This window comes from Halolamina sediminis (assembly GCF_001282785.1).
GTDB lineage: Archaea > Halobacteriota > Halobacteria > Halobacteriales > Haloferacaceae > Halolamina > Halolamina sediminis.
The window spans coordinates 1295937-1312096 of the sequence record NZ_CVUA01000001.1 but is presented as its reverse complement, the minus strand read 5'-3'; the positions used below and the strand labels follow the sequence as shown (position 1 = coordinate 1312096).

Sequence of the window (16160 nt, the reverse complement as noted above, 5' to 3'; positions counted from 1 at the left end):
TAAGCGTGTTACCACGAAACAAGAACGGGTCGCGTCAGGACCGAACGACTCGTTGGAGAGCGATCTCGCCGAGCGACTCGGCGCGGCTGGTAGTCCGGAGCACGCTGTCGAGCACGCGAGTGAGCAGGATGCCGTCCGGCGGCGCCTCGGTCGACACCGTCCGGCGGAGCGCTCGCGCCGCTTCCGCGGCACTCCCGGCGCGGTCCAGCACCTCGTGTGCCGTCGCGGTCGACCCCCCGTCGACGACCGCGTCGGCCGCCATCTCGACGGTCTCGCGGGCGTCGTCGCCGACGGCGCGAACGTCGGCAGCGAGGTTGGCCGATTCGACCGGGCCCAACCGACGGACGGCGCGGGCGATCTCGGCGGCGTCGATCCCGACCCGCTCGAGCTCGCGCGCCGCGCGGTACTGCGCAAACAGCTGTGGGCGCGTGGCGTCGAGCCGGTCGAGCGCCGCGAACAGCACCATCGCCCGGCTGCACTGGCGCTCGACCAGCCGGGCGAGTCGGTCGGTCTCCTCGGTTCGATCGCCGATCGATCGCGGGTCGGCCGTCGCGCCCGCGAGCGTGGCCATCGCGGCGTCGTGCATCGACCCCGCGACGAACCGGAGCTGCCCGACCGACCGGCGGACGGTGAGGTCGCTGTCGTCCAGCAGCCACCGGACTTCGACGCCGTCCGCGGACTCCTCGGTCACGTCGACGCCGATCAGCGTCCGGGCCCGCGCGGTGATCGACTCCCGCTGGGCGGCCGAGAGAGCGTGGAAGGTGATTCGGTCGAACCCCGCGGTGTACGCGGCGTCGAGCGTCCGGTCGACGGCCGCGTCGGCGTCGCCGCCCTCGACGTCGACCGCCCCGAGAGCGGTCTCCTCGCGTTCGCCCCAGCGGACGATCAGCGAGCCGTCGCGGTGGGTGTAGAGGTACGCAGTCTCGCCGGCCTCGACGCCGTGCTCCTGGGCCCACGAGATGGGGATCGAGACGGTGTACGTGCCGCCGCCGACCTGCTGGATCTTTCTGGTCTCCATCAGCCGAACTTGCCCGTGATGTAGTCCTCGACCCGCTGGCTCTGCGGGTGCTCGAAGATCTGGTCGGTCTCGCCGTACTCGACGAGCTGGCCGCCGGTGAGGAACACGGCGGTCTGGTCGCTGATCCGGGCGGCCTGCTGCATGTTGTGGGTGACGACGACGACGGCGTACTCCTCGGCCAGCTCCTCGATCAGGTCCTCGATCTTCGCGGTCGCGATGGGGTCGAGCGCACTCGCGGGCTCGTCCATCAGGATCACGTCGGGGTCGACCGCGAGACAGCGCGCGATACAGAGGCGCTGTTGCTGGCCGCCGGAGAGCCCGAGCGCGTTGTCGTCGAGTCGGTCCGCGACCTCCTCCCAGAGCGCGGCCCGACGGAGCGCCCGCTCGACCAGTTCGCGCTCCTCTTGGGTGTCGTCGCGGCCGAGCAGGCGAGCCAGCAGCCCCGTATCGAGGTCGCCGTGTTTCCGCGGCCCGTAGGAGATGTTATCCGCGATCGACTTCGGGAACGGGTTGGGCTCTTGGAACACCATCCCGACGCGCTTGCGGAGCTCCACGAGGTTCACGCCGTCGCTGTAGATCTCCTCGCCGTCGAGCCGCACGGAGCCGTCGACGCGTGCGCTGTTGATCCGATCGTTCATGCGGTTCAGACACCGGAGGAACGTCGACTTCCCGCAGCCCGACGGCCCGATGAGCGCGGTCACGGACTCGTCGGGGATCTCCAACGAGACGCTCTGGAGCGCCCGCTCCTCGCCGTAGTAGACGTCGAGGTCCTCGGCGGCGAGTTTCGCGTCGCCGGCGAACTCGTACTCCGTCCACGCCTCGCGGACCTCCTCGCTGGTCTCGCCGGTAGTCGTCAGCTCCTGTTCGGTGCCGTCGCGCGTCTCTGTCTTACTCATGTAGTTTCCTCCGGAAGTAGAGTCGGCTGCCGACGCCGACGGCGTAGAAGCCGACGACGACGAGCAGCAGGACGAGGGCGGTGCCCCAGCCGAACTCGGTGTTGGTGAAGATCTCCTTGGGGAACACCCCGGCCGTGATCGTCGAGTACAGCTGGTACGGCAGGGCGCTCGCGGGGGAGAGCAGCGCCTCGTTCGTCACGAACGGGGGCTGGGCGCTGAGCTGGAAGCTGCCGAGGACGTTCGGGGAGTTGCTGGGGTACGGCGCCCCGCCGAACACCAGCAGCAGCGGGGCCGTCTCCCCGGCGATCCGGCCGACGCCGAGGATGACGCCGGTGATGGTGCCCGGCATCGCCGCCGGGAGCACGACGCTCCTGATCGTCTGCCACTTCGTGACGCCGAGGGCGGCACTGGCGTCGCGGTGGGCGTCGGGCACCGCGAGAATCGCCTCTCGGCTGGTGATGAGCACCAGCGGCAGGAGCATGAAGCCGAGCACCAACTGCCCAACGACGATCGAGTTCCCGCCGCTGATCCGCGGGACGAGAAACGCCAGCCCGAACAGCCCGAACACGATGCTCGGCGTGCTCCAGAGCCCGTTGGTCGCGACCTCGACGACCTGCGTGAACCGCCCGCGCTCGGCGTACTCCGTCAGGAACACCGCGGCGCCGATTCCGAGCGGGACCGCGAACGTGATCGCGCCGAACACGAGCCACAGCGTCCCGACGACCGCGGGCAGAACGCCCGGGATCTCGACGTAGAGCCCGCCGGTCTGGTTCAGGAGGAACGGGAACTCGGGCCACGGGAGCCGGACGCCGACGAACGGGAGAGTGAACCGGCCGCCAGTCAGGCTCGCGCCCGTGAGCATCGTCTCCAGCCCGTTGGTGACGATGAACGCGATCAGCAGTACGAGCACGCCGAGCATCCCGAACACGACCGATCCGACGAGGTAGTACGCCCCCGTCTGTCGCCCCTCGGCGCCGAACCCCGCCTTCGCCTTCCCGGCGCTCCAGGCGCCGAGCAGCGTGCCGAACACGACGAGGATCGGGACGAGCTCGCTCCCCGGGAACTCGGCGGAGGACCACGCCGGCGACCACGTCCAGCCGGCGTTGATGCCGCCGACGGCGACGAAGCCGCCGAGCAGGATCAGTACCCCCGCGACGGGGAGTGTCGAGCCGACGTCCTCGGGGGGGAGGACCGACGCGAGGAAGCCGCCGACCCCGACGAGGGCGGCCACGGGGAGCCACAGCGCAGCGTCGTTCCCGAGCACCAGCGTGGCGGCGAGGCCGCCGACGATCGCCCACAGCAGGCCGAACACGGCGCCGACGGTGACGCCTGCCGTCGACGACGGCGCGGTGTCGACGTAGTCGAGCCACGAACCGAGACCGAGGAACGCGAGCCCCCCGCCGACGACGACGAGGCCGACGCCGAGCAGCTTCAGCACGCTCAGCCCGGCGACGGTCGCCGTCTCGTCGGCCCACTGCAGCAGCAGTACCCACGACGCGAGGAACGTGACGACTGCGACGGCGAGGATCCCGGTCGACACGAGGTCGCCGGCCGTCGAGTCCGCGCCGGCGAGCCGGTTCCGTTCGACGTTGCTCATCGCTCACCTCCGAGCTTCCGGTGCATCCGCCACTCGACGTACTGCGAGGCGACGCTCAGCAGCATCACCATCACGAACAGGACGACGCCGGCCGCGAACAGCGCGCTCATGTGGACGCCGCTGGCGTTGCCGCCCTCGAACGCGATGACGGTGGTGAGCGTCTCGCCGTAGCGCGAGAACACGTCGAACACGGGCGAGGGGAACCCCTTCGTGTGGGTGAGCATCACCGTCGCGGCCATCGTCTCGCCCATCGCCCGGCCGACACCGAGCAGGACGCCCGCAGAGACGCCCGACAGCCCCGCGGGGATGGTGACGCTCTTGGTGGTCTGCCAGTTCGTCGACCCCATCGCGAGCGCGCCGCTTTTGATCTCCTCGGGCACCGCGTTCAGCGCGTCCTCGGCGACGGTGACGACCGTCGGGAGCGCCATGATGCCGATCATCAGCCCGGCCGCGAAGTACGTCCCGATGGTTGGGGTGCCGAACTCGGCGTAGAAGTACTGGTTCACGATCGTGAGGCCGATGAACCCGTACGTGATCGACGGGATGCCGGCCATCAGCTCGATGCCGGGTTTGACGACCTCCCGGACACGTCCGGGCGCGATCTCGCTCACGAACACCGCGCCGGCGACGCCGACCGGCGCCGCGATCAACGTCGCGATCAGCGTCGTGATCGCGGTGCCGAGCATCATCGGCGTGAGCGACCAGACGCCGCCGCGGCCCCAGAGCCCCTGCCCGAGCGTGGGGGGCTCCATCGCGGGGTTGCGGACCCGCATGAACAGGTCCACGCCCATCGCGCGGACAGCGGGGATCGACTCCAGCAATAGGAACGCGACGATCAGCGTCAGGATCGACACCGTCGCGACGGTCGTCAGGAACGTCAGGGCCTTGGCGGCCTCCGCCTGATAGCGAGCCCAGCCGACGCCCATCGTCCCGAGAAACGACAGCACCGGCAGCACCGTCCACCGCGAGCCGGTGAGGAACAGCAGGAACGTCAGAAGCACCGACGCGATCACGAGGCCGTGCATCGCGATGGCGCCGTCCTCGGTCCGGGATCGGTAGTCGCGTGCCCGCTGTTTCGTGCCGTCGACGCGCCGGGTGACGGCCGCACGGAGCCGCGTCAGTACCTCTCGTGCTTGGGGAACTCGCTGCGTCATGAATGCATCATTGATAAATCAGGGAGAGCCGATTGCGCGGGGCGTGGCGTTACTCGTAGTTCGACGCCGCGACTTTCTCGCGCTGGGTCTCGAGCCGGTCGCTGGGGAGCTTGAAGTAGTTGTTCCCGGCGACGAAGATCTCCTGCCCGAAGTCGCTCAGACAGAAGTTGATGAAGGCAGCCTCCTTGCGGGAGGTGTCCTCGTACGTGTAGGCGTGGAGGTCACGCGACAGGGGGTAGTCCTGTGCGCCGAGGTTCTTCCCGTACTCGTAGAGGGTGCCGTCGATCTCGAGACCGATCGGGACGGTGCCGCCCTCGGGGTCGACGAACGCCAGCGCGATGTAGGCGATCGCGTTGTCGGCCTGCCCGACTGCCTGCTGGAGCTGCTGGTTCTGCCCGAAGCGCTGGTCGGGGCTGATCGGCTCCTCGGGGTCGCCGTAGACGTTGTTCCGGAACGCGGTGTCCGTGCCGGAGCCCTCCGCACGGCCGAGCGCGAGGATCTCTCGATCGGGGCCGCCGACCTCGTTCCAGTTGGTGATCTCGCCCTTGTAGATGCCGCGCAGCTCGTCGATGGTGATCGACTCCAGCCCCGCGTCCGCGATCTCGGGGCTGACGACGATCGGCTGGCCGTCGACGCCGACGACGTGGTCGACGAAGTCGTCGAGCCCCTCGGCGTCCTCGCCGAGTTCAGAGGCTGCCGAGGAGCTGGCGTCGCCGATGTCGACGCGACCCTCCATCACGCCCTCGATCCCCGTCCCCGAGTGGCTTAGCGCGATGCTGACACGGAACGGCGGGACCGAGCGCTGCTCGGTCGCCTCGTAGCCGTAGTCGCTCGCGAAGTAGTCCGCCAGCCGCATGTCGGTGCCGTACTCGTCGGCCCACTCTTGGGGCCAGTAGTCCTCGTCGCCCGCCTCGGGGTTGGAGTTCCAGTAGCTGGAGGCGGTGTTCGTGATCGGGAACACCGTCGAGGAGCCGTCGCCGGTTAGGACCGTCGTGTCCAGCCCGTTCGAACTCCCCGAGCCGGAGCCGCTGGAGCCGCCCGCCTCGGTGTCGGTCCCGCTGCCGCCAGAACAGCCGGCGACCCCCGCCACGCCCGCAACGCCAGTCACTGCGATGAATTTCCGCCGCGATACTCGTCCTGCCTCCGGGTCCGGTGCCATCACCTGAGTCGGGGGTGGGTACGAGTAAAGCAGTTTATAATAGGGGTATTTTCCAGTACAATAACCCTACAGCGATCTGTTCATCCATAGTGGTATTCATCCTCACACTAGACGCTATATACTCCTCCCCATTGCTCTGCAGTCTCGGCGGACTGTAGGCCTGTAGCTGTGGGACACCGCGTGTCCCCGTGAGCAGTCCGACGCGCTCGTCCGGCGAATCCGGGCGTTCGTGGCCGTCGGCTACCGCGACAGCGAGAACGACCGCTCGACGGTCTCGTACCCCTGTGCCGCCAGTGCGGCGTCGCGGTACCGGCGCGCGACGAGGTGCTGGGGGAGCCGCCGGAGGCCGAACTTCCGGTCGGACTGCACCTCGACCGTGATGCCGGTGCCGCCCTCGACGGGCTCGATCCACGCGGTGTACGTGCCCCACGGCTGCCCTTCGGCCGTGACGGTCAGTTCCACGCGATCCGGCTCGGTCACGTTCTCGACGACCTCGGCTTCGACGCCCATCTCGACGCTCCGGAGGCCGAACAGGTAGGAGAGGTCGAACGCGGCGCCGCCGTCGACCCGTCGCACGTCGTCCGCGATCCCCCACTGAAGCACGAGCGACGGCGGTGTCGGCCCCGCGAACGCCTCGCGGACCGCCTCGGGGTCGGCGTCGGTTCGCAGTCGGGCACGGCCGCCCGTGCGGAACACGGGCGCCCGTGCCAGCGCCATCAGGGCAACGATGGGGACCAACGCCCACAGCGGCGGGAGCGACAGGAACGCCGCCGCGCCGGCGATCCCGATTCCGAGCGCGACAGCGCCGCTGACCAGCCGTTCGACGCGGAGGTAGCGCCGCGCGACCGCGGCGCCGTCCCGGGGGACCTCGATATCGTCGGTCACGGGGGTGGCGTGTGCGGCCGTTACCCTCAGCGTTCCGGTCGCCGGTAGAGCGAAGTCCCGGGGGAGTCAACAGCCGGCCATGACCGTCGTGGCGTTCCTCTCCGTCGCACCGGCGACCGACGAGTCGATGGGGTCCGAAGTCGCGAAAGCCGTCGACGCGCTCGAGGCGTTCGACGTGTCCTACGAGACCACGCCGATGGGGACCACCATCGAGGCCGACGAGATCAGCGAACTGTTCGCCGCGGCGCAGGCCGCCCACGAGGCCGTGGACGGCGATCGCGTGAGCACGTTCCTGAAGATCGACGACAAGCGGACCAGCGACGCCGACGCGGCGTCGAAAGTCGACTCCGTCGAGGAAGCGTTGGGGCGGGAGGCACGGAGCGAGCGGTGAAGGCGGCTCAGACTACTGCGGGGGTTCGCCGTTCTGCCACGTTTGCTCGAGACCCGAGACGTCCAACTCACCGTACCGGAACGTGTTCTCGCGCATATGCTCCCAGTCGTCGAACGGGTCGCCGTCGTTGTAGTCGGCGAAGTCGTCGGGTCCGTTGTAGTTCATGACGCTCGCGTACTCGCCCACCGAGTACTCCTCCGAATCGATCCCCCCGAACTCCTCCGGCAACAGCCCGAGGGAGTGGCCGAGTTCGTGTGCCAACACGCTCGTTCGTTCGGTCCACGGGAGCGTTCCGTCGACCCAACTTGCGGTTCCGGTGTTCAACCCCCGCCGATCGTCCTCGCCCTGGAAATCGAGGTCGCGGTCGTTCAACAGGACGTAGTGGTGGCCGAGTCCGGCGCGTTCGCCGTCCTCCGCCCGGGACTCGACCGCCTCCTCGTACCCCTGTGTCAATGGTTCGACGTCGTCGGCCCCCTCGTAGAAGTGGAGGTGAATCGGTCCGCCGGGCGCGTTCGCGAACAGGTCGACCAGCCGTTCCCGCTCGTTCTCAGAGAGGTGGTCGACCCCCTCGGCGGCCGCCACCTCGACGTAGACGTCCGGTTCGGTGGGGTGGACCGGGAACCCGAACTCCTCGGCCATCAGCCACGCGAGGTGGTCGGGGAACCCGTCACCCGCTGTGTCGCCCCGGGTCGGATCGACGCCGAACGCCTCGGCCTGTGCGTCGATGAGACGGTCACTACTGCTGCTCCCGATCCCTCGGGATGCGGCCTCGGTGATCTCGCCGTCGGTCGTCGCTTCGACCAGCAGGTTTTGCCGCTCCGCCTGGGCCCACCGCTCGTAGGGGTTACCCTCGTACTGACGGTAGCGTAACACCGTCCGCATGTAGCTGATCGCCCGTTCGGTGTACCCTTCGCCGGCGAGGTTCGTCGCCATCTCCGCGACGATCGGTCTCGGTTCGTGGAGTCGCTCGACGACGGATAGCAACGGGCTCGTCCCGAGCAGGAACCCGTCCCGCATTCCGTCCCCCGACGAGTCGACGAGGGCGCCCGCGATCGCGCCGGTCGGGGGGTACGACGTCGCCATGAACGCTCCCCTCTGAAAGCCGGTCGGCAAAGCCAGCCATCGGTCCACCGTCGCGAGATCGCCGTCCGAGATCGAATCGAACGCGGCGACCGAGGCCGCGGTCCGGGCAGCGTTCCGCATCTCCAACGACTCCGAGACGGTCTCTAACCGATCGAGGAAGGCGAGCCCGTTGTCGGTGTAGCCGTCGTCGTCACGGAGCGTCGCGACGAAGCTCTCCGAGACGTCGTCCACACTGACGCCCTCGTCCCAGTCCTCGGTCTCGCGGTCGATCGCGCCGACGAGTTCGTCCAAGAACTCGGCCATCGGTTCCGGCGTCGCCGTCTCCGTCCGCGTCGACGTTGGTGAGGCAGTCGCAGTCGGGGAACGCGTCGGTGAGTCGGTGTCGGGGGCGGCCGATCGACCCGCCAGCCCGCTGCAGCCGCTCAGGCCTGCCGCCCCCAGCACGGCACAGTTCCGCAGGAGCGTCCGCCGATCCATGACATGAGATAGCACACTCTCGGGATAAACCTTCTGAGGGTGACAGAACCGTCGGCGGCACCGCGAGCCGTGGACGGACTGAAAACCCCTTTACGCGGGGCGGCGGGAGTAAGGCGTATGGAGAGCATCAACCGGATGGCGGTCGAGCTGGTCGACGAGGCGCTCGACTTCGCCGACGAGCTCAACGTCGCGCCCTACGAACTCGACTCGGGCGCGACCGTGCTGGACTTCGGCGTCGACGTCGACGGTGGGGTCGAGGCGGGCGTGCTGCTCGCGGAGATCCAGACGGCCGGGCTGTCGACGATCACGACCCGGATGGGCCGTGTCGACGGCGCGCCCGTCCCCCACGTCGAACTGTCGACGGACCACCCCGGGATCGCGCTGCTGTGCTCGCAGAAGGCGGGCTGGGAGCTCGACTTCGACGTGTTCGACGGGCTCGGCTCCGGCCCGGCCCGGGCGCTGGTCGGCCGCGAGAGCGAGTTCGAGGCCGTCGGCTACTACGACGAGTTCGACCTGACCGTGCTGGCCGTCGAGAGCATCGAACTGCCGGACGACCAGATCGCGGCCCACGTCGCCGACCTCGCGGGCGTCGAGGAGAGCGGCGTGTTCCTGCCGACGTTCGCACTGGGCTCGATCGCCGGCAGCGTCGCCGCCGGCGCCCGCGCCCCGGAGATGGCGGTCTGGCAGCTGTTCGAGGCGGGGTACGACCCGAACGACGTGCTCTCGGTCTCGGGCAGTGCGCCCGTCGCGCCCGTCGGCTACGACGAGAGCGAGGCGATGGCCCGGACGAACGACGCGCTGGCCTACGGGGGCGAGGTCCACCTCACCGTCGCCAGCGACGACGCCGACGCGTTCGAGTCGGTCACCTCCGCCGCCGGCGAGGAGTTCGGCGAGCCGTTCGCGGACATCTTCGGGGCCCACGACTGGGACTTCGAGGCGCTGCCGGAGTCAGTGTTCGGCCCCGCAGCGGCCACCGTCGACGTGGCCGACGGCCCGACGTACCGCTTCGGCGAGCGCAACGAGGAACTGCTGGCGGAGAGCTTCGGCTTCTAGGCCGTGCGACTCAAACCGCTGCCCGAGGCGCCGAACGACCTCGACGCGGTGGCGGACGCCCAGTCGGCGGTGCCGCTGGTCCCCGGCTCGGAGAACGACTGCTGTGCCCGGCTGATGCGCCGCGAGGGCCACGAGAGCCGGGACGTGGCGCGGACGTGGTTGACGTTCCTCCGCGCGCTGGAGTTGGCCGCGGAGACCGATTCGGGGTTCAAGCGCACCCAGCGCGAACCGACAGCCGAGAATATCCGTGGGTCGTTCCGCGAGCGCGTCTTCGGCGCGAGCGAGACGCTTTCAGTGCTGCAGGACGCCGACGAGCCGCTGTCCGCGGAGAGAGTGTTCGAGCGTCTGCGCGACACCGTTCCGGGCTGGGAGCGCGAGCGGCGCCGGCAGTGGGTCGAGCACTGGACCGACCGCACCGAGCGACTGCTCGACTGGCTGGTGCTGTTGGATTTGGCCACGCGCGTCGACGGCAGCTACGTCGTCGGGAACTGAGCTACGGCTCCCCCTCGCCGGTCGGTCGCCCCAACACGACCGCTCGCGCCGCGGTAGCGCCGACGTACGTCGCGGCCGCGGCGGCGCCGACTGCGAGCATGTCCGGCAGATCGGTTGTCACCAGCAGCGCGACGGCGCCGACGCCGGCGCCGACGCCGGCAACAGCTTCCACCAAGACGAGTATCGCGTGCCATCGCGTATCGGTGGTCTCCGTCCGCGGGTACGCGCCGGCGAGCAGCAGCGGCATCGCGACGCCGAGTCCGACCGCGACGGCGTAGGGGCTCGCGTCGGCGACGCCCCCGGCGACGAGCGGGAACTGCGCGAGCGTCGTCGCCACGGCGGCCAGCAACACGCCGGTCACGAGCAGCGTCAGCCGCCGCTTCGTGCCGTCATCCATCCCTTCGTGGGTCGCCGTGGGTCGCGAAAAGCGTTCGGGCTACGTGTCTATCGAGCGGACCGTGCCCACGCCCTTGCTCTGGCCCTCGCGGAACACGAACCGCTGGCCCTCCTCGACGAGGTAGGGGCGGAACTTGAACCGGACCGTCGTCCGGCCGTTGTCGCCCGGGAGCAGCCGCCCGCCCTCGGGCGTGAAGATCCCGGCTTCGCTCACGGTTTCGAGGTGGACGACCGGCTCGTACCCCTCGCCGATCTTGGTCGGGTGGTTCAACACGACGACCTCGGCCTCGAACTCTCGGACGGGATCGGGGTCAGCGTCGCGGGGGAGCAGCGCCATCCCGCGCTCGATCTCCGCTTCCTCGACGCCCTTGAGGGCGATCCCGACGATCCGGCCCGCGCGGGCCTGATCGACGCGGTGGTAGTGCATCTCGATCGACCGGACCTCCACCTCCCGGAAGCTCCCGTCGGCCATCGGGCCGAGCAAGAGCTCGTCGCCGGCCTCGACCGTGCCGGCGTTGATCGTCCCCGAGGCGACGGCGCCGACGCCGGTGACGCTGTAGGAGCGGTCGACGTACATCCGGAACGGCGCGTCGGCGTCGGAGTCGCGCTTGGGCAGCGCCTCGAACAGCGTGTCCAGCTCGTCGAGCCCGTCGCCCGCGACCGCGCTGGTCCGGAGGATCGGAACTACGGTGCCGATCTCCTCGATCGCGGCGTCGACGCCGTGGCGATCGACGGGTAGGGGTGTCTCGCCCACCTCCCGGAGCATCGCCTCCACCTCGTCCTCCACGGCTTCGACGCGCTCGTCGCTGACGGCGTCGGTCTTGGTGATCGCGACCATCGTCGGCAGTTCGGTCGCGAGCAGGATGCCGAGGTGTTCGCGGGTGGTCTTGGTCGGCCCGTCGTCGGCCGCGACCGCGAGCAGGCCGTAGTCGAGCTTCTGACCCACCAGCCCCCGGATCGTCGTGCGAAGCCAGGGCTCGTGGCCCACGGTGTCGACGAAGCTGACGAGGCGGTCGGCCTCCTGTACGACCCGGGCCCGGTCGCTCTTGCGGTGGGGGTTGTCCATCCGGACAGTGTCGCCATCCTCGTCGAACCCGTACACCGCGTAGGAGAGATCCGCCGAGAGCCCGCGTTCGACCTCGTGGGGCTGCACGTCGAGGAACGAACGGGTGTTCCCCTGCCCGTCGTCGCGCTCGCCGGTGACGAGTGTGCCCACGAGCGTCGACTTCCCGTGGTCGACGTGGCCCGCGGTGCCGACGACGACGTGTTCGTCGTCCTCGCGTTCGAGCATCGCCCCCTCGCGAACCGTCGCGACGCCGACGAGCCCCTCGGCCCCGTCGCCACCGTCGATTCCCCACGTCTCCACGTCCTCGATGTGGGCGTCGGCCTCGTCGGCCAACAGCGAGAGCACGTCCATCGACTCCGAGAAGGCGTCGGGGGAGATGCCCGCGATCGCACCGTCGTCGTCGACGCCGACGACGTACGTCGCCTCACCGTCGCCAGAGAGCACGCGGTGGCGGAGTTGGGCAGCCAGCGACTCCATCCGACCGTCCGCGAGGTGGGTGTCGCGGGTGAGCCGGGTTTTGAACTCGACGGGGCCGCCCTCCTCCTCGCCGCGCTCCAGGGCCCGCTGCAGCGGGGCCCGGTCTGCGCTCATGGAGCGAGGTAGGCGCCGCGGCCGATATATGCCTTTTCGTGTTGTGTCTCCCCATGCCACAGTAGTGCTCCGGAGCGGCGCCGGCGGTGGAGGGGAAGCGGTTATAGGTATCCGGAGCGAACCGGGTAACAGATGTCTACCGATATCGAGGACGCCGGCGTGAGCGCGGAGGAGCAGGTGAGCGAGGGACAAGCGACGGAGGTCTGCCCGGTCGTCGACGCCGTCGAACAGATCGGCTCCCAGTGGCGGCTCGTAGTGCTCCACGACCTGACCGAGGGGGAGAAGCGGTTCAACGAGCTCAAGCGGTCGACGGAGGCCAACGCCCGCACGCTCTCGCGCGTGCTCGACGACCTGCAGGAGTCCGGGTTCGTCGAACGGCGACTGGAGGAAGACGCCCCCGTCGCGACGTACTACTCGCTCACCGGGAAAGGCGAGTCGCTGGCGCCCGTGTTCGACGAGATCGAGTCCTGGGCCAACGAGTGGATGGAGAGCTGTCAGGCGGGCACGGCCGACGACTAAGTCCCGATCTCGACCCGCGCGCCGCCGTCGTTCTCGGCGACGATCTCCCACCCGTGAGCCTCGGCGATGCGTCGGACGATCCCCAGCCCGGCACCCTGCCCGCCGTCGCCGGAGTACCCCCACGCGAACGGACTCCCGTCACCGAACCCCGGGCCGTCGTCGGCGACCACGAAGCCAGCGTCGGTGTCGGTCACGCGGACGGTCACGTCGTCACCGCCGTGCTCCACGGCGTCACCAGACTGCGTCTGGTTGCCAGTCGAGCCATGCTCGACGGCGTTGCGAACGAGATTCTCGAGTAACAGCGTCAACAGTGCCGGATCCGCCTGTACCGTCCCCTCGGCGTCGATGTGGATCGAGGCCTCGGGCGCGCGAACGCGGTCGGCCGCATCCGTGGCGGCGGACGCGAGCGAAACGGATTCGGTGTCGCTCACCTCGCCGGCGGCGATCGCCTCCGCCTCGTGGGCGAGCCCCTCCAGCCGGTCCAGCGCGTCCCGCGCCTGCTCGAGCGTCGGCCCCTCCAGCGAGTCGACGGCGAGCCGGGCCGCACTCAGGTGGTTCCGGAGCTCGTGGGAGACGGTGTCGCCGAACGCCGCGAGCGGGTCGTGCTCGACTGCGGGCTCGGCCTCGGCCGCGCTCGCGGCCAGCAGGCGTTGGCGGATCACCGACGCGGCCGCGTCGGCGCCCGCGGGCGCCTGTTCGACCCCCGGCGGGAGCTGTCGCGCCTTCGACCCGACGAACACGCCCGGGAGCTGGTGGCCCCGACGGGCGGCGGCGCCAAACACGTCGGCGGGGCGGCTCTCGATCCCGTCGATCACGACGAGCAGCGTTACCTCTATCGCGTCGAGCGTCGCGAGCGCCTCGGGCGCCGACGACACCCGCGTCGTCTCGATCCCGTCGGCGGCGAGGCTGCTCTCGAGTGCTGTGGCTCTGTCGTCGTTCCCAACAACGAGAACGCGACGGCGGGCGAACGGCGACTCCAGAGCCGGCGTCACACCCGTCGTTCGTGAGCCGCCCACAATAATCGCACGCTCTAGTTACGAGATCTGATAGGAGATGTGTGCGATGCGTTGACAGGCATCCGGAACGCGTTTCACTCGGGGGTCGGAACGCCGCCCATGGACGATCAGCGGGCGACGGTTCGGGACGGCTACGACGCGATGGCGGACGCCTACGACGAGCAGCGAGGGGGGGACCCAGCTGACAACGACGCGCTCGTCGCGCTGAAGGAGTCGCTCCCGGCGGCGCCGCGGGTGCTCGATCTCGGCTGTGGCGCCGGCGAGGGGCCGCTCGGGTTCCTCCCTGCCGAGCGCGCGGTCGGGCTGGACATCTCGACGGCACAGCTCCAGCTCGCCCGCAAGCGCGTCGACGCCGGCCTCGTCGCCGGCGACATGACCGCGCTCCCGTTCGCGGCCGACGGCTTCGACGCCGTCACCGCCTTCTACTCGGTGATCCACCTCCCGGTCGCGGACCACGGCGACTGCTACGCCGAGGTCGCACGGGTGCTCGAACCGGGCGGGGAGTTCCTGTTCAGCATCGGCGACGACTGGGCAGGCGAGAACGACGACTGGCTCGACGCCGGCGAGCGCATGGCGTGGTCGTTCCCGCCGATGGCGGAGACCGAGCGGCTGTTGGCCGAGGCGGGGTTCACGATCACGGAGCGCTACGGCGTCCACAGCGAGTTGGACGACATCGACTGGCCGTTCCTGCGGTGCCGGCTCGGCGCCGAGTGAGTCCGTCCGAACCATCGGCGCCCCGCCGGTTCCTTTTTACTACCCCATCCGCTAGGTCGGGTATGGCCCAGTGTGAGATGTGCGGCGCGGAGAAGTCCTCGCTCACCACGACGAAAGTCGAGGGCGCGGAGCTCGAACTCTGCGACGACTGCACGGACTTCGGCACGACCGTCGAGACCGAGTCGACGTCGACCACGTCGACGAAGTACTCGACGTCCTCCTCCGACGGCTCCTCCTCGTCCTCGACGGGTGGGGGGAGCACCGGGGGCGGCGGTGGCGGCGGGCGCCGCCGCGACATGTTCGATCAGATGGACGAGATCGCGAGCGACTACGACGAGCAGATCCGGGCGGCCCGCGAGGACGAGGGGTTGAGCCGGGAGGACCTCGCGAAGGAGCTCAACGAGAAGGCCTCGCTGATCAGCAAGCTCGAGCGCGGCGACGTGCTCCCCAGCGACGACGTGCGCACGAAGCTCGAGAAGCGACTCGGGATCTCGCTGGCGGAGGGCTCCGGCGACGACGGCTCCGACTGGGAGACCGACTCCTCGATGACCCAGACCCTCGGCGACGTGGTCGAGCGCAAGGGCGAGTAACGCCGCCGAACCGCCTACCTATTTGCCGGTCGGGACCCGCCTCCCGACGTGTTCGTCCTCGTCAACCTCAAAGCATACGACTGTGACCCCGTCGCCGTGGCCGCGACCGCGGCCGACGTGGCCGAGGAGACCGGCGCCCGCATCGCGGTCGCCCCGCAGGCCGCACGCCTCGGCGCCGTCGCCGCCACCGGCGTCGAGACGTGGGCCCAGCACGTCAGTCCCGTTTCCCACGGTAGCCACACCGGCAGCACCCACGCCGACGCCGTCGCAACGACCGGCGCGGTGGGTACGCTGCTGAACCACTCGGAGAAGCGCCTGAAACTCGCGGATATCGACGACGGGCTCGACGCCGCAGACGCGGCCGGGCTCGAGACGGTGGTCTGTGCGAACAATCCCGACCAGATCGCCGCCGCCACGGCGCTCGGCCCCGACGCCGTCGCGGTCGAGCCGCCCGAACTCATCGGCGGCGACGAGTCCGTCGCGACCGCCGACCCGGACATCGTCCGCGACGCGGTCGACGCCGCGGAGGACGTGAACGACGACGTGGACGTGTTCTGTGGCGCCGGCATCGCGACCGGCGAGGACGTGGCAGCCGCGCACGATCTCGGCGCCGACGGCGTCTTGCTGGCTTCCGGGGTGGCGCTCGCAGACGATCCGGAGGCAGTGCTGCGCGATCTGGTCTCGCCGCTTTGAGTACCGGTCGCGTGGAGTGGTACTTCGCCGTCGGAAAGTCGACCCGCAATAACCGGGGAGAGATCGTCCCACTCGGTCGGTCGGGTGAAACCGGAGGTAAAGTACAAACCAACAGACGTTTTCCCTACCGTTCAACACGATGGTACCGATGCCGTGGTTCAATCCGGTTGGTTACTCTCCCGCTTGGCCACTCAAAATCGGGGCAAGCGATCCTGTTGGAATCGTCCTGACAGTCGGTCTGGTGGTGTTCGTCAACGTCGTCGTCTATCTCGCCAAGAAAGTGTGGCAAGCGCTGTAGCCGCCGCTCCACGAGTGCTCGCAGTTCTCAACAGGTCGCGGTGAATCTCGAACGTCGCATCCGCGCTCGAAG

Annotated in this window: 18 protein-coding genes; 8 read left to right on the top strand and 10 right to left on the bottom strand. The window is 69.5% G+C overall.

Going from position 1 to position 16160, the window contains the following annotated elements:
* Nucleotides 1-34 precede the first annotated feature (34 nt).
* From BN1959_RS06630 to BN1959_RS06605, 6 genes are all read right to left on the bottom strand, one after another.
* Nucleotides 35-1018 carry an AbrB/MazE/SpoVT family DNA-binding domain-containing protein gene (locus BN1959_RS06630; protein ID WP_053947906.1) on the bottom strand — a complete coding sequence of 328 codons (984 nt, stop codon included), beginning with the start codon at nt 1016-1018 and terminating at the stop codon, nt 35-37.
* Nucleotides 1018-1914 (bottom strand): phosphate ABC transporter ATP-binding protein PstB, encoded by an 897-nt coding sequence (gene pstB / locus BN1959_RS06625; RefSeq protein ID WP_053947905.1) that lies wholly within the window; start codon nt 1912-1914, stop codon nt 1018-1020. The genes BN1959_RS06630 and pstB overlap by 1 nt, the downstream gene beginning before the upstream one ends.
* Nucleotides 1907-3511, bottom strand: coding sequence for a phosphate ABC transporter permease PstA (gene pstA / locus BN1959_RS06620; RefSeq protein ID WP_053947904.1), 1605 nt, complete (start codon nt 3509-3511; stop codon nt 1907-1909). The genes pstB and pstA overlap by 8 nt, the downstream gene beginning before the upstream one ends.
* Complete coding sequence (gene pstC / locus BN1959_RS06615; protein ID WP_053947903.1) at nt 3508-4665, bottom strand: phosphate ABC transporter permease subunit PstC; 1158 nt, start codon at nt 4663-4665, stop codon at nt 3508-3510. Before pstC ends, pstA begins: the two co-directional genes overlap by 4 nt.
* 49 nt (nt 4666-4714) lie before the next feature.
* Nucleotides 4715-5824: a PstS family phosphate ABC transporter substrate-binding protein gene (locus BN1959_RS06610; protein WP_053947902.1), complete on the bottom strand. Its 1110-nt coding sequence runs from the start codon at nt 5822-5824 to the stop codon at nt 4715-4717.
* Nucleotides 5825-6064: 240 nt separating this feature from the next.
* Complete coding sequence (locus BN1959_RS06605; protein ID WP_053947901.1) at nt 6065-6709, bottom strand: hypothetical protein; 645 nt, start codon at nt 6707-6709, stop codon at nt 6065-6067.
* A gap of 79 nt (nt 6710-6788) precedes the next feature.
* On the opposite strand from BN1959_RS06605, the gene BN1959_RS06600 reads away from it, so the two are divergent.
* On the top strand, nt 6789-7100 hold the full coding sequence (locus BN1959_RS06600; protein ID WP_053947900.1) for an MTH1187 family thiamine-binding protein: 312 nt from the start codon (nt 6789-6791) through the stop codon (nt 7098-7100).
* Nucleotides 7101-7112: 12 nt separating this feature from the next.
* Here BN1959_RS06600 and BN1959_RS06595 read toward each other — a convergent pair whose 3' ends face one another.
* A complete protein-coding gene (locus tag BN1959_RS06595; RefSeq protein ID WP_053947899.1) occupies nt 7113-8660 on the bottom strand; it encodes a hypothetical protein in 1548 nt (515 codons plus the stop codon).
* Between the two features lie 117 nt (nt 8661-8777).
* Between BN1959_RS06595 and mch the strand changes: the two genes are divergently transcribed.
* Together mch and BN1959_RS06585 are read left to right on the top strand one after the other, a co-directional pair.
* On the top strand, nt 8778-9713 hold the full coding sequence (mch, locus tag BN1959_RS06590) for a methenyltetrahydromethanopterin cyclohydrolase (RefSeq protein ID WP_053947898.1): 936 nt from the start codon (nt 8778-8780) through the stop codon (nt 9711-9713).
* 3 nt (nt 9714-9716) lie between these two features.
* Nucleotides 9717-10205, top strand: coding sequence for a hypothetical protein (locus BN1959_RS06585; RefSeq protein WP_053947897.1), 489 nt, complete (start codon nt 9717-9719; stop codon nt 10203-10205).
* Between the two features lies 1 nt (nt 10206).
* Here BN1959_RS06585 and BN1959_RS06580 read toward each other — a convergent pair whose 3' ends face one another.
* Together BN1959_RS06580 and BN1959_RS06575 are read right to left on the bottom strand one after the other, a co-directional pair.
* Entirely contained in the window at nt 10207-10602 is a 396-nt protein-coding gene (locus BN1959_RS06580; protein ID WP_053947896.1) for a hypothetical protein, read from the bottom strand.
* Nucleotides 10603-10641: 39 nt separating this feature from the next.
* On the bottom strand, nt 10642-12258 hold the full coding sequence (locus BN1959_RS06575; protein ID WP_053947895.1) for a GTPBP1 family GTP-binding protein: 1617 nt from the start codon (nt 12256-12258) through the stop codon (nt 10642-10644).
* A 132-nt stretch (nt 12259-12390) separates the two neighbouring features.
* On the opposite strand from BN1959_RS06575, the gene BN1959_RS06570 reads away from it, so the two are divergent.
* Complete coding sequence (locus BN1959_RS06570; RefSeq protein ID WP_079978624.1) at nt 12391-12777, top strand: winged helix-turn-helix transcriptional regulator; 387 nt, start codon at nt 12391-12393, stop codon at nt 12775-12777.
* Here BN1959_RS06570 and BN1959_RS06565 read toward each other — a convergent pair.
* Nucleotides 12774-13769 (bottom strand): sensor histidine kinase, encoded by a 996-nt coding sequence (locus BN1959_RS06565; RefSeq protein ID WP_053947894.1) that lies wholly within the window; start codon nt 13767-13769, stop codon nt 12774-12776. The two genes, BN1959_RS06570 and BN1959_RS06565, sit on opposite strands and share 4 nt — an antisense overlap.
* Before the next feature lie 123 nt (nt 13770-13892).
* Here BN1959_RS06565 and BN1959_RS06560 point away from each other — a divergent pair, with 123 nt between their 5' ends.
* The 4 genes from BN1959_RS06560 to BN1959_RS14690 all read left to right on the top strand — a co-directional run bounded on the left by BN1959_RS06560 (nt 13893) and on the right by BN1959_RS14690 (nt 16088).
* The gene (locus BN1959_RS06560) at nt 13893-14507 is read left to right on the top strand and encodes a class I SAM-dependent methyltransferase (protein WP_053947893.1); all 615 of its coding nucleotides are present in this window, start codon (nt 13893-13895) and stop codon (nt 14505-14507) included.
* Between the two features lie 62 nt (nt 14508-14569).
* Nucleotides 14570-15097, top strand: coding sequence for a multiprotein bridging factor aMBF1 (locus BN1959_RS06555; protein ID WP_053947892.1), 528 nt, complete (start codon nt 14570-14572; stop codon nt 15095-15097).
* Nucleotides 15098-15145: 48 nt separating this feature from the next.
* Nucleotides 15146-15790, top strand: a complete 645-nt coding sequence (gene tpiA / locus BN1959_RS06550) for a triose-phosphate isomerase (protein WP_053947891.1) — start codon at nt 15146-15148, stop codon at nt 15788-15790.
* Nucleotides 15791-15938: 148 nt separating this feature from the next.
* A complete protein-coding gene (locus tag BN1959_RS14690) occupies nt 15939-16088 on the top strand; it encodes a hypothetical protein (protein WP_154018230.1) in 150 nt (49 codons plus the stop codon).
* The last annotated feature ends 72 nt before the right edge of the window (nt 16089-16160 follow it).